Genomic DNA, 13,967 nt, shown 5'->3' on the forward strand with positions numbered 1-13,967 from the left:
ACCGGCAATACTAGCCTTTGCTGATGGAATTACAACCAATCGACCGTAGGGATCATAGGGAAAATGCAGCGGATCGACCAAGATCTGCACGTAAGGAGTGAAAAGTATTCAAACAGTAGAAAAAGGCGAAAAAAGAGTTGTGCAAAAAATTCGACTCCCTATAATGCGCATCCATCGAGACGGCACACAACGAATCAAGTAGTTAAGTGACCGGCAAAGAGAACAGAGAAATTCAACGAAATTAGTAGTTGACTCTGAATGAGGAAAGCGTAATATGCGCACCTCGCGTTACCAACCACCGGTTGCTAACGCACTGCTCTTTAACAATTTATCAGACAATCTGTGTGGGCACTCGCAAGACGATATCGAAGCCTGTTTCGGCAGGCAGAAGAAATATCAAAGTCTTGAAGAGTGACCAAAGCAGTACACATTTGAACTTCGGTTCGAATGCTTATTTGCAGAAAGTAATCTTTGAGCATCGCTGCTTTTATTAGCAGCAAATCAAACAAATCTTAAATTGAAGAGTTTGATCATGGCTCAGATTGAACGCTGGCGGCAGGCCTAACACATGCAAGTCGAGCGGCAGCGGGAAGTAGTTTACTACTTTGCCGGCGAGCGGCGGACGGGTGAGTAATGTCTGGGAAACTGCCTGATGGAGGGGGATAACTACTGGAAACGGTAGCTAATACCGCATGACCTCGCAAGAGCAAAGTGGGGGACCTTAGGGCCTCACGCCATCGGATGTGCCCAGATGGGATTAGCTAGTAGGTGGGGTAATGGCTCACCTAGGCGACGATCCCTAGCTGGTCTGAGAGGATGACCAGCCACACTGGAACTGAGACACGGTCCAGACTCCTACGGGAGGCAGCAGTGGGGAATATTGCACAATGGGCGCAAGCCTGATGCAGCCATGCCGCGTGTGTGAAGAAGGCCTTCGGGTTGTAAAGCACTTTCAGCGAGGAGGAAGGCAATCGTGTTAATAGCACGGTTGATTGACGTTACTCGCAGAAGAAGCACCGGCTAACTCCGTGCCAGCAGCCGCGGTAATACGGAGGGTGCAAGCGTTAATCGGAATTACTGGGCGTAAAGCGCACGCAGGCGGTTTGTTAAGTCAGATGTGAAATCCCCGCGCTTAACGTGGGAACTGCATTTGAAACTGGCAAGCTAGAGTCTTGTAGAGGGGGGTAGAATTCCAGGTGTAGCGGTGAAATGCGTAGAGATCTGGAGGAATACCGGTGGCGAAGGCGGCCCCCTGGACAAAGACTGACGCTCAGGTGCGAAAGCGTGGGGAGCAAACAGGATTAGATACCCTGGTAGTCCACGCTGTAAACGATGTCGACTTGGAGGTTGTGCCCTTGAGGCGTGGCTTCCGGAGCTAACGCGTTAAGTCGACCGCCTGGGGAGTACGGCCGCAAGGTTAAAACTCAAATGAATTGACGGGGGCCCGCACAAGCGGTGGAGCATGTGGTTTAATTCGATGCAACGCGAAGAACCTTACCTACTCTTGACATCCACAGAACTTAGCAGAGATGCTTCGGTGCCTTCGGGAACTGTGAGACAGGTGCTGCATGGCTGTCGTCAGCTCGTGTTGTGAAATGTTGGGTTAAGTCCCGCAACGAGCGCAACCCTTATCCTTTGTTGCCAGCACGTAATGGTGGGAACTCAAGGGAGACTGCCGGTGATAAACCGGAGGAAGGTGGGGATGACGTCAAGTCATCATGGCCCTTACGAGTAGGGCTACACACGTGCTACAATGGCAGATACAAAGTGAAGCGAACTCGCGAGAGCAAGCGGACCACATAAAGTCTGTCGTAGTCCGGATTGGAGTCTGCAACTCGACTCCATGAAGTCGGAATCGCTAGTAATCGTAGATCAGAATGCTACGGTGAATACGTTCCCGGGCCTTGTACACACCGCCCGTCACACCATGGGAGTGGGTTGCAAAAGAAGTAGGTAGCTTAACCTTCGGGAGGGCGCTTACCACTTTGTGATTCATGACTGGGGTGAAGTCGTAACAAGGTAACCGTAGGGGAACCTGCGGTTGGATCACCTCCTTACCTAACGATACGCATTGCGTAGTGTCCACACAGATTGTCTGATAGAAAGTAACGAGCAAATAAGGCCGGACTGAGAGATTAGTCGGGCTTTAGTACCTTGTTGGGTCTGTAGCTCAGGTGGTTAGAGCGCACCCCTGATAAGGGTGAGGTCGGTGGTTCAAGTCCACTCAGACCCACCAACTCATCCTCATAGTGCGTTACAGACACACTCGTTTATACCCATAAACGTCGCGTGACTGCGCCTTGTCTGAGAATGAGTTATGCCGATAAGGTATTTTGCTTTTTATATGGGGCTATAGCTCAGCTGGGAGAGCGCCTGCCTTGCACGCAGGAGGTCAGCGGTTCGATCCCGCTTAGCTCCACCATATAAAAAAACTATTTCAAAACGTACTGCGGTCGTAAGGCACAGTGTGTTGTGAAATATTGCTCTTTAACAATCTGGAACAAGCTGAAAATTGAAACAATACAGCTGAAACTTATCTCTCCGTAGAATTACTGAGGTAAGGATTAACCTGTATTAGAGTCTCTCAAATAATCGCAATGCCAATGTGCATTCTGATGAAGAGAGTCGCGTGAGCTAAGTGAAGGCAAGGCGTACGGCACGGAGGAAGCGGAGTGAACTTCATGTTCATGAGCATTCCGAGTACCGCACAACGCTGTATTCACGACGCGCAACCGACTTGAACAGAAGAAACACCTTTGGGTTGTGAGGTTAAGCGACTAAGCGTACACGGTGGATGCCTAGGCAGTCAGAGGCGATGAAGGGCGTGCTAATCTGCGAAAAGCGTCGGTAAGCTGATATGAAGCATTATAACCGACGATACCCGAATGGGGAAACCCAGTGCAATTCGTTGCACTATTGCATGGTGAATACATAGCCATGCAAGGCGAACCGGGGGAACTGAAACATCTAAGTACCCCGAGGAAAAGAAATCAACCGAGATTCCCCCAGTAGCGGCGAGCGAACGGGGAAGAGCCCAGAGTCTGAATCAGTTTGTGTGTTAGTGGAAGCGTCTGGAAAGTCGCACGGTACAGGGTGATAGTCCCGTACACCAAAACACACTTGCTGTGAACTCGATGAGTAGGGCGGGACACGTGACATCCTGTCTGAATATGGGGGGACCATCCTCCAAGGCTAAATACTCCTGACTGACCGATAGTGAACCAGTACCGTGAGGGAAAGGCGAAAAGAACCCCGGCGAGGGGAGTGAAATAGAACCTGAAACCGTGTACGTACAAGCAGTGGGAGCCTACTTTGTTGGGTGACTGCGTACCTTTTGTATAATGGGTCAGCGACTTATATTTTGTAGCAAGGTTAACCGAATAGGGGAGCCGTAGGGAAACCGAGTCTTAACTGGGCGTCTAGTTGCAAGGTATAGACCCGAAACCCGGTGATCTAGCCATGGGCAGGTTGAAGGTTGGGTAACACTAACTGGAGGACCGAACCGACTAATGTTGAAAAATTAGCGGATGACTTGTGGCTGGGGGTGAAAGGCCAATCAAACCGGGAGATAGCTGGTTCTCCCCGAAAGCTATTTAGGTAGCGCCTCGTGAACTCATCTTCGGGGGTAGAGCACTGTTTCGGCTAGGGGGTCATCCCGACTTACCAAACCGATGCAAACTCCGAATACCGAAGAATGTTATCACGGGAGACACACGGCGGGTGCTAACGTCCGTCGTGAAGAGGGAAACAACCCAGACCGCCAGCTAAGGTCCCAAAGTCATGGTTAAGTGGGAAACGATGTGGGAAGGCATAGACAGCCAGGATGTTGGCTTAGAAGCAGCCATCATTTAAAGAAAGCGTAATAGCTCACTGGTCGAGTCGGCCTGCGCGGAAGATGTAACGGGGCTAAACCATGCACCGAAGCTGCGGCAGCGACACTTAGGTGTTGTTGGGTAGGGGAGCGTTCTGTAAGCCGTTGAAGGTGACCTGTGAGGGTTGCTGGAGGTATCAGAAGTGCGAATGCTGACATAAGTAACGATAATGCGGGTGAAAAACCCGCACGCCGGAAGACCAAGGGTTCCTGTCCAACGTTAATCGGGGCAGGGTGAGTCGACCCCTAAGGCGAGGCTGAAAAGCGTAGTCGATGGGAAACAGGTTAATATTCCTGTACTTGGTGTTACTGCGAAGGGGGGACGGAGAAGGCTAGGCTAGCCGGGCGACGGTTGTCCCGGTTTAAGCATGTAGGCGGAGCGACTTGGTAAATCCGGTTGCTTATCAACGCTGAGGTGTGATGACGAGCCACTACGGTGGTGAAGTAGTTGATGCCAAGCTTCCAGGAAAAGCCTCTAAGCATCAGGTAACATTAAATCGTACCCCAAACCGACACAGGTGGTCAGGTAGAGAATACTCAGGCGCTTGAGAGAACTCGGGTGAAGGAACTAGGCAAAATGGTGCCGTAACTTCGGGAGAAGGCACGCTGGCATTAGGTAATGGGACTTGCTCCCGGCGCCGAAGCCAGTCGCAGATACCAGCTGGCTGCAACTGTTTAATAAAAACACAGCACTGTGCAAACACGAAAGTGGACGTATACGGTGTGACGCCTGCCCGGTGCTGGAAGGTTAATTGATGGGGTCAGCCGCAAGGCGAAGCTCTTGATCGAAGCCCCAGTAAACGGCGGCCGTAACTATAACGGTCCTAAGGTAGCGAAATTCCTTGTCGGGTAAGTTCCGACCTGCACGAATGGCGTAATGATGGCCAGGCTGTCTCCACCCGAGACTCAGTGAAATTGAACTCGCTGTGAAGATGCAGTGTACCCGCGGCAAGACGGAAAGACCCCGTGAACCTTTACTATAGCTTGACACTGAACATTGAGCCTTGATGTGTAGGATAGGTGGGAGGCATCGAAGTGTGGACGCCAGTCTGCATGGAGCCAACCTTGAAATACCACCCTTTAATGTTTGATGTTCTAACTCGGCCCCGTGATCCGGGGTGAGGACAGTGTCTGGTGGGTAGTTTGACTGGGGCGGTCTCCTCCCAAAGAGTAACGGAGGAGCACGAAGGTTAGCTAATCACGGTCGGACATCGTGAGGTTAGTGCAAAGGCATAAGCTAGCTTGACTGCGAGAGTGACGGCTCGAGCAGGTACGAAAGTAGGTCTTAGTGATCCGGTGGTTCTGAATGGAAGGGCCATCGCTCAACGGATAAAAGGTACTCCGGGGATAACAGGCTGATACCGCCCAAGAGTTCATATCGACGGCGGTGTTTGGCACCTCGATGTCGGCTCATCACATCCTGGGGCTGAAGTAGGTCCCAAGGGTATGGCTGTTCGCCATTTAAAGTGGTACGCGAGCTGGGTTTAGAACGTCGTGAGACAGTTCGGTCCCTATCTGCCGTGGGCGTTGGAAGATTGAGAGGGGCTGCTCCTAGTACGAGAGGACCGGAGTGGACGAATCACTGGTGTTCGGGTTGTCATGCCAATGGCATTGCCCGGTAGCTAAATTCGGAAGAGATAACCGCTGAAAGCATCTAAGCGGGAAACTTGCCTCGAGATGAGTCTTCCCTGGGGCTTTAAGCCCCCTGAAGGAACGTTAAAGACTATGACGTTGATAGGCTGGGTGTGTAAGTGCAGCGATGCATTGAGCTAACCAGTACTAATGATCCGTGAGGCTTAACCTTACAACACCAAAGGTGTTTTAGATTTGAGAGATAGAAATTTTCAGCGAAGTTCCGAGATTGGGCTGGCTGGCTGTGTGGAGACATATAGCGGGTTTAGTTTAGACAGAATTTGCCTGGCGGCCTTAGCGCGGTGGTCCCACCTGATCCCATGCCGAACTCAGAAGTGAAACGCCGTAGCGCCGATGGTAGTGTGGGGTCTCCCCATGCGAGAGTAGGACACTGCCAGGCATCAAATTTAGTTGTGCTGATATGGCTCAGTTGGTAGAGCGCACCCTTGGTAAGGGTGAGGTCCCCAGTTCGACTCTGGGTATCAGCACCAGTTACATGGGTTAAAGTTCGGTAGTAGTAGAAAAGAATTTACCTGGCGGCAATAGCGCGGTGGTCCCACCTGACCCCATGCCGAACTCAGAAGTGAAACGCCGTAGCGCCGATGGTAGTGTGGGGTCTCCCCATGCGAGAGTAGGACACTGCCAGGTATCAAATCAAGTAAAGACCCCATGCCAAAAGCGTGGGGTTTTTGCTTTTGTGCTATCCGAAAATAGATGTTAGTGACGAGTTTGTTGTATGCTGAAAATGTAGTTAAATCACAGATAGCCCTCAAAAATAGAGTCATAGAAAATGATAACCCTCTGCATTTGTAGAGGGTTTTTGCATTTTGGCAGTATCGAGAATATATGCCGACTGTTCACTGCACTAAGTGCTATTGAGATGGTGGTAATGAAACATTTTCAGGTTGTGGCAGATCACTCGACTTTTTACTGAAAACCCGCTATCTTCAGGCATCTAGAAGTCTAAACGTATAAACGGATATATTGAGGATATAGGCATGCCAATTAGGGTTCCTGATGAATTACCCGCAGTGAGTTTCTTACGCAATGAGAATGTCTTTGTGATGACCTCATCGCGCGCGAAAACTCAGGAAATTCGTCCCCTGAAGGTGTTGGTTCTGAATCTAATGCCTAAAAAAATTGAGACGGAGAATCAATTCCTACGTTTACTCTCTAACTCACCCTTACAGATTGATATCCAATTGCTGCGCATTGATAGCCGTGAGTCAAAAAATACGCCAGCAGAGCATCTGAATAACTTCTACTGTGACTTTGAAGATATCCAGGATCAGAATTTTGATGGGTTGATCGTGACTGGCGCACCTCTCGGTTTAGTTGATTTTTGTGACGTCGCATACTGGCCACAGATCGAGCGTATTATTGCTTGGGCAAAGGACCACGTGACCTCAACCTTGTTCGTATGCTGGGCGGTACAGGCGGCCTTAAATATCCTGTATGGCATTCCTAAGATGACTCGCGAGGTCAAACTCTCTGGTATTTACCAACACCAAACTCGAGAGCCACTGGCACTACTCACCCGAGGGTTTGATGAAACATTCCTGGCACCTCATTCTCGCTATGCCGATTTCCCACTTGAGGTGCTTAAGCAATATACAGATTTGGATATCCTAGTCTCATCAGAAGAGGCTGGAGCTTATTTGTTTGCCAGTAAAGATAAGCGAGTGGCTTTTGTTACCGGTCATCCTGAATACGACGTCGACACGCTAGCGGGTGAATATCAGCGTGATGTGGCCGCCGGTCTTAACCCACAAGTTCCACTCAATTACTTCCCTGATGACGATGCTTCTTTACCACCAAAAGCATCGTGGCGTAGCCACGGTCATCTGCTGTTTGCGAACTGGCTGAACTACTACGTGTACCAAATCACCCCATTTGATTTGCGCCATATGAATCCTACGCTCGACTGACTTTTTATCACCTCAAATGTTAATAAAGGCGGCTGAATCGATGCCGCCTGTCTATTATTCCCCAGTAAAAAAGCTTATTCCCCTTCGATAAACTGGTCTGATCTCTTTGCTAAACAATGAGTTATCTTCGAAAAACGCTAGTAATGGAAGCCTATTCCTATCTGTCTATAACACATACCTATGTTAACAATATGATAAATAAAGATTAAAAAAATATTTTAAATAAAAATGGAAATCGTTTTTGATTTTAATGATTAATTGATTATTCTTAGTCCTGTCGGGGTGAAAAATAACCATGAAATCCAGCCTTAAATTTCCAGCCGGAAGGCATTACCCGATAAGAATCCAAGAGTGACGCTACGTTAGCGTTGATGTGAATGAAGTGAGATTGGTAAGGGGAAGGGTAATGACACAACAGTTAGTTGGCACGGAGTTAGTTTTCACACCGCATTTTAATGCTGCTGAGCGGCAAGTTTTGCCAGATGAGGCCATCGAATTTTTGACCGAATTGGTGGTGAAGTTTGCTGAGCCGAGGAACAAACTCCTTGCTGCACGGGCATCGTGGCAACAGACCATTGATCAGGGTGCTTTACCTGATTTTATTTCGGAAACCAATTCCATTCGTGATGGTGACTGGAAGATTCAAGGTATTCCTACAGACTTACGTGACCGCAGAGTGGAAATCACCGGGCCGGTTGAGCGCAAGATGGTGATTAATGCCCTCAATGCCAATGTGAAAGTCTTTATGGCCGATTTTGAAGATTCATTAGCACCGAGCTGGGATAAGGTTATCGAGGGTCAAATTAACCTGCGTGATGCGGTAAAAGGCACAATTTCTTATGCAAATGAATCTGGCAAAATTTATCAGTTAAAACCTAATCCTGCCGTATTGATTGCCCGGGTTCGCGGCCTGCACTTGCCAGAGAAACATGTTAAATGGCAAGGGGAAGCAATCCCCGGAGGCTTATTCGATTTCGCATTGTATTTCTACCATAACTATAAGCAATTACTGGCCAAAGGTAGCGGCCCTTATTTTTATTTACCAAAAATGCAATCCTATCAGGAAGCCGCCTGGTGGAGTGATGTTTTCAACTTTACTGAGCAACGTTTCGATTTACCACAAGGCACCATCAAAGCCACGGTATTAATTGAAACATTACCCGCAGTATTCCAGATGGACGAGATCCTCTACCACCTGCGCCATCATATTGTTGCTCTCAATTGTGGCCGTTGGGACTATATCTTTAGTTATATCAAAACGCTGAAGAATCACAGTGATCGTGTATTACCGGATCGCCAGTCAGTGACGATGACGAAACCTTTCCTCAGTGCCTACTCTCGCCTGCTGATCAAGACATGTCATAAGCGTGGTGCGTTGGCGATGGGCGGCATGGCGGCCTTTATCCCGAATAAAGATGCAGAAAAGAATGCTCTGGTACTGGATAAAGTTCGTGCTGACAAAGAGTTGGAAGCCAGCAATGGTCATGACGGTACTTGGGTTGCGCACCCAGGGCTGGCAGATACCGTGATGGAGGTCTTCAATCGGGTATTAGGTTCACGGCCAAATCAGTTAGAGGTCACGCGTGAGCAGGATAAACCGATCACGGCTGCTGAGTTATTGGAGCCTTGCACTGGCGATCGTACTGAAGAAGGGATGCGAGCCAATATTCGGGTGGCAGTGCAATATATTGAGGCATGGATCTCTGGCAATGGGTGCGTACCAATTTATGGCCTGATGGAAGATGCCGCAACAGCAGAGATTTCGCGTACTTCTATTTGGCAATGGATCCATCACCAGAAAAGCTTGAGTAATGGCCAGACGGTGACCAAAGAACTGTTCCGCAGCATGTTGAGTGAAGAAATGCAGGTAGTGAAGCTTGAGCTTGGCGCAGAGCGCTTTGATGGCGGGCGGTTTGAAGAAGCCGCGCGTCTGATGGAGCGAATTACAACACAAGACGAGCTTATCGACTTCCTGACGCTACCAGGCTATGCATTACTGGCCTAAAACACCCTTCGTCCTTGAAGCCGCAGCGGTGTTAGCTACGTTCGTTCACCCGAATCACTGACTTGTGTCAGCTCATCGGGATTCGTTCGCTTGCTGCCTACCTGCAACTCCAATGACTTTGGGTATCACACCCTATTTAACCCTACAAAATTGAATAATAAGGAATATCGCCATGACTACCTCTCGTACTCAACAAATTCAGCAGTTGGAACAGGAATGGACATCGCCGCGCTGGAAAGGTATCACCCGACCATATAGCGCAGAAGAGGTGATTAAACTGCGCGGTTCAGTAAATCCTGAATGCACGCTGGCGCAGCACGGAGCACATAAACTGTGGGAATTACTGCATGGTGGTGCGCGCAAAGGGTATATCAACTGTCTCGGTGCGTTAACCGGTGGTCAGGCTCTGCAACAAGCGAAAGCCGGTGTTGAGGCAATTTATCTGTCGGGCTGGCAGGTTGCCGCCGATGCGAATACCGCCTCTAGCATGTATCCCGATCAGTCGTTATATCCAGTCGACTCGGTCCCTGCGGTGGTTAAAAGAATTAATAATAGCTTCCGCCGCGCGGATCAGATTCAGTGGTCGAATAATATTGAACCGGGTAGCAAAGGGTATACCGACTATTTCCTGCCGATTGTGGCTGATGCTGAAGCCGGTTTTGGTGGTGTGCTGAATGCTTTTGAATTGATGAAAGCTATGATTGAAGCTGGCGCGGCGGGGGTGCATTTTGAAGACCAACTGGCTGCGGTGAAGAAATGTGGTCATATGGGCGGTAAGGTGTTGGTGCCGACTCAAGAAGCGATTCAAAAATTGGTTGCTGCCCGTTTAGCCGCCGATGTTCTGGGTGTGCCAACCTTGTTGATTGCCCGTACTGATGCTGATGCGGCTGATTTACTGACTTCTGATTGCGACCCATATGACAGTGAATTCGTGACCGGCGAGCGCACAGCCGAAGGCTTCTTCCGCACACATGCCGGTATTGAGCAAGCGATCAGCCGTGGTTTGGCCTATGCCCCTTATGCTGATTTGGTCTGGTGTGAAACCTCTACGCCGGACCTGGAACTGGCTAAACGCTTCGCGCAGGCGATTCATGCGAAATTCCCTGGTAAATTATTGGCTTATAACTGCTCGCCATCATTTAACTGGAAAAAGAATCTGACCGACCAGCAGATTGCCAGCTTCCAGGATGATCTGTCGGCGATGGGTTACAAATACCAGTTTATTACCCTGGCAGGCATCCACAGCATGTGGTTCAACATGTTTGATTTAGCCCATGCTTATGCGCAGGGCGAAGGCATGAAGCACTATGTTGAGAAAGTGCAGCAGCCAGAATTTGCATCAGCTGAGCGCGGTTATACCTTTGCATCCCATCAGCAAGAAGTGGGTACGGGCTACTTTGATAAAGTCACCAATATCATTCAGGGTGGCGAATCATCGGTGACGGCATTGACTGGCTCGACGGAAGAACAGCAATTCTAAATGCGGTTTGATTGAACGCGTGTCTTTCAGGAGCCTGCATATGCAGGCTCTGTTCCGTATGGCGGGGGTGAGTATGGCGGTAAAACTGGAACGATTAATCGCTCAGACAATCTTGCAGGGCTTCGATGCACAATATGGTCGCTTTCTAGAGGTTACTGCCAGCGCTCAACACCGTTTTGAGCAGGCGGACTGGCATGCCGTTCAGCAGGCGATGAAGAAGCGTATTCACCTCTATGACCACCATGTCGGTCTGGTGGTTGAGCAACTAAAGCACATCACCGATCAGCGCTGTTTTGATGCAGAATTTCTGGCACGGGTAAAAGAGATCTACACCGAGTTGTTGCCGGATTACCCGCGTTTTGAAATTGCGGAGAGTTTTTTTAATTCTGTTTACTGCCGCTTGTTTAAGCACCGTGATTTAACGCCGGATAAGCTGTTTGTTTTCAGCTCGCAACCGGAGCGGCGCTTTCGTGAGATCCCCCGCCCGTTAGCGCGCGATTTTTCCCCAAAAGGGGATCTGAGTGGCATGTTGCAGATGGTTCTTAGTGATTTGCCGCTACGTTTGCCGTGGGAAGATCTGCCGCGTGATATCGGCTATATCACAGAGGCTCTTCGGCAAGCATTCCCTGATGAGCAACTGATAGGCGCACGGTTTCAAATCGCTAATGAACTGTTTTATCGCAATAAAGCGGCTTGGTTAGTGGGTAAACTGCGGTTGGCTGAAGGGATTTATCCCTTCCTGCTCCCCATCCATCACAATGAATCTGGCGCCCTATTTATTGATACTTGCCTCACCGGTAAAGCGGAGGCCAGCATTGTGTTCGGTTTTGCTCGCTCTTACTTTATGGTTTATGCCCCGCTGCCAGCGGCAATGGTGGAATGGCTACGGGAAATATTACCGGGTAAATCGACAGCTGAGCTGTATATGGCAATTGGTTGCCAGAAACACGGCAAAACTGAAAGTTATCGTGAATACCTCACCTTTGTTCATCAATCCAGTGAACAGTTTATTATCGCCCCAGGGGTTAAAGGCATGGTGATGCTGGTGTTTACCCTACCGTCATTTGATCGGGTATTTAAGGTCATTAAGGATCAGTTTGCGCCGCAAAAAGAGGTCAGCCAGGCACGAGTTTTAGAGTGCTATCAATTGGTTAAAGAGCATGACCGCGTCGGGCGCATGGCGGATACTCAAGAGTATGAGAATTTTGTTATTGATAAGCAGCGGATAAGCCCGGAGTTACTGGCCGAACTACAACGGGAAGTGCCGGAAAAGTTAGAAGATTTAGGCGACCAAATCATTATTAAGCATCTCTATATGGAGCGGCGGATGACGCCATTGAACCTTTATATGGAGCAGGCCAATGATCAGCAACTAAAGGATGCTATCGAGGAGTATGGTAATGCCATTAAGCAGTTGGCTGCGGCAAATATCTTCCCCGGTGATATGTTATTTAAGAACTTTGGTGTGACCCGCCATGGTCGCGTGGTGTTCTATGATTACGATGAAATTTGCTATATGACAGAGGTGAATTTCCGCGATATTCCGCCAGCGCGCTACCCGGAAGATGAGATGGCCAGCGAGCCGTGGTATAGCGTATCGCCCAATGATGTATTCCCTGAAGAGTTTCGTCATTTCTTATGCACTGATCTGAAAATACGGCATTTTTTTGAGGAGATGCACAGCGACCTGTTTCACGCCAGCTATTGGCGTGGGTTGCAGCAGCGTATTAGGGACGGGCATGTGGAGGATGTTTTTGCCTATCGCCGTAAGCAGCGCTTCTCCCAGCGGACGTTAAATTAACGGCTACTGCGCGTGCGGATTTTGGGTTTGCGCTGTGCTCGAACTCCTCACGTATTACATATACGCTCCGGGTTCTGCGCGCAGGGCGTACCCAAACTCCTTTCGCTCGCTACGCCTTGATTGAATACAAGCGCGTAAGCGACCGGAGCGCCCCGAGGCGCGGTAAACCCGTCGATCATTGCGCTTAATCTACGGCGTCTTTACCATCTGCCTGTTCTCACCGAACGAAAAAGTTTTTATGCATTCGATTTTTTAACTAATTACGATTCCCGCCACCATAGGATTGAGTGATTTCTTTCGCAGCATGAATAACCAGTGCGCCAAGTTCGGTGACGCGGTCGTCGGTAATGCGTGATACCGGGCCGGAGATAGAGATTGCGGCAAAGGCTTCATGGTGTTCATCGAACAGACAAGCGGCGATACAACGCAAGCCGAGGGCATGTTCTTCATCATCAAATGAATAACCTTGCTTGCGAGTCAGTGCCAGATTCTCTTTCAGGCTGGCTGGATTGGTACGGGTATGTTGGGTATATGCGTGCAGCCCTTTCTTATGTAACAACTGCACTAATTGATCATCTGTCAGGGTAGAGAGAAAGGCTTTACCCGCACCGGAAGCATGCATTGGCAGTTTGCCACCAATGGGGGCTGACATGCGCATTAGCGCAGTACATTGTACTTGATCGATAATAATGGCCTGGTAGTCGCTATGGTCGAGCACCGCCAGGTTGACGGTTTCGCCTGATTCATCCATCAAACGGCGTAGCATCGGATGCACCATGGCCAGCAAATTGCGGCTTTGCAGGAAGCTACTGCCGACAATAAAGGCGTGAGCCCCCATGGTCCAAAGCCCTAAATCCCCCACCTGACGGACAAAACCTTGCTGTTGCATGGTTGTCAGCAGGCGATGAGTGGTAGAATTCGGTAACCCCGCCTGTTGTGCTAAATCCGTCAGGGCGACACTGCCTTGTGATTCGGAAATATATTCCAGTAATTTAAGGCCGCGCGTTAATGACTGAACCTGACCGGTTGCTGCAGGGGTAGTTTGTGCAGCTGCCTTGGGTTTTTTCCCCCGCTTAATCGGAATCGGTAACGCCATAAATCCACCTCTCATCTATTTTTATGGAATTCATTTTCGTTTTTCAATTATGCATGCAAACGATAGAAAACGCTCATCCGATGAGTCGGTTTCTCTACCTGAAAAAGTCTCAACTGCTAGCGGACTCATTACATTGATAACTTGTGCTAGGATG

The 13,967-nt window shown here is 49.3% G+C and carries 6 protein-coding genes, 3 tRNA genes and 4 rRNA genes; 12 read left to right on the forward strand and 1 reads right to left on the reverse strand.

Annotated elements, in window-relative coordinates; translation table 11 throughout:
• Nucleotides 1-274: 274 nt before the first annotated feature.
• From V1953_RS01455 to aceK, 12 genes are all read left to right on the forward strand, one after another.
• Nucleotides 275-415, forward strand: coding sequence for a hypothetical protein (locus V1953_RS01455; RefSeq protein ID WP_162484277.1), 141 nt, complete (start codon nucleotides 275-277; stop codon nucleotides 413-415).
• 99 nt (nucleotides 416-514) lie between these two features.
• Nucleotides 515-2,057: ribosomal RNA gene (locus V1953_RS01460) — 16S ribosomal RNA — on the forward strand.
• A gap of 102 nt (nucleotides 2,058-2,159) precedes the next feature.
• A tRNA-Ile gene (locus tag V1953_RS01465) sits at nucleotides 2,160-2,236 on the forward strand.
• A 110-nt stretch (nucleotides 2,237-2,346) separates the two neighbouring features.
• A tRNA-Ala gene (locus tag V1953_RS01470) sits at nucleotides 2,347-2,422 on the forward strand.
• Between the two features lie 345 nt (nucleotides 2,423-2,767).
• A 23S ribosomal RNA gene (locus tag V1953_RS01475) occupies nucleotides 2,768-5,675 on the forward strand.
• 112 nt (nucleotides 5,676-5,787) lie between these two features.
• Nucleotides 5,788-5,903: ribosomal RNA gene (rrf, locus tag V1953_RS01480) — 5S ribosomal RNA — on the forward strand.
• Nucleotides 5,904-5,918: 15 nt separating this feature from the next.
• A tRNA-Thr gene (locus tag V1953_RS01485) sits at nucleotides 5,919-5,994 on the forward strand.
• 41 nt (nucleotides 5,995-6,035) lie between these two features.
• Nucleotides 6,036-6,151, forward strand: a 5S ribosomal RNA gene (rrf, locus tag V1953_RS01490).
• Together the 16S, 23S and 5S rRNA genes with 3 tRNA genes alongside form the textbook arrangement of a ribosomal RNA operon.
• 350 nt (nucleotides 6,152-6,501) lie before the next feature.
• On the forward strand, nucleotides 6,502-7,431 hold the full coding sequence (metA, locus tag V1953_RS01495) for a homoserine O-acetyltransferase MetA (RefSeq protein WP_372560358.1): 930 nt from the start codon (nucleotides 6,502-6,504) through the stop codon (nucleotides 7,429-7,431).
• A 406-nt stretch (nucleotides 7,432-7,837) separates the two neighbouring features.
• The gene (gene aceB / locus V1953_RS01500; protein ID WP_420073461.1) at nucleotides 7,838-9,436 is read left to right on the forward strand and encodes a malate synthase A; all 1,599 of its coding nucleotides are present in this window, start codon (nucleotides 7,838-7,840) and stop codon (nucleotides 9,434-9,436) included.
• Nucleotides 9,437-9,608: 172 nt separating this feature from the next.
• Nucleotides 9,609-10,916 (forward strand): isocitrate lyase, encoded by a 1,308-nt coding sequence (aceA, locus tag V1953_RS01505; protein ID WP_083162083.1) that lies wholly within the window; start codon nucleotides 9,609-9,611, stop codon nucleotides 10,914-10,916.
• 73 nt (nucleotides 10,917-10,989) lie between these two features.
• Entirely contained in the window at nucleotides 10,990-12,717 is a 1,728-nt protein-coding gene (aceK, locus tag V1953_RS01510; RefSeq protein ID WP_442851294.1) for a bifunctional isocitrate dehydrogenase kinase/phosphatase, read from the forward strand.
• Nucleotides 12,718-12,973: 256 nt separating this feature from the next.
• Here aceK and iclR read toward each other — a convergent pair whose 3' ends face one another.
• Nucleotides 12,974-13,813: a glyoxylate bypass operon transcriptional repressor IclR gene (iclR, locus tag V1953_RS01515; RefSeq protein ID WP_420073463.1), complete on the reverse strand. Its 840-nt coding sequence runs from the start codon at nucleotides 13,811-13,813 to the stop codon at nucleotides 12,974-12,976.
• Nucleotides 13,814-13,967 lie beyond the last annotated feature (154 nt).

The organism is Yersinia sp. 2541 StPb PI, assembly GCF_052217145.1.
Classification (GTDB): Bacteria; Pseudomonadota; Gammaproteobacteria; order Enterobacterales; family Enterobacteriaceae; genus Yersinia; species Yersinia enterocolitica_E.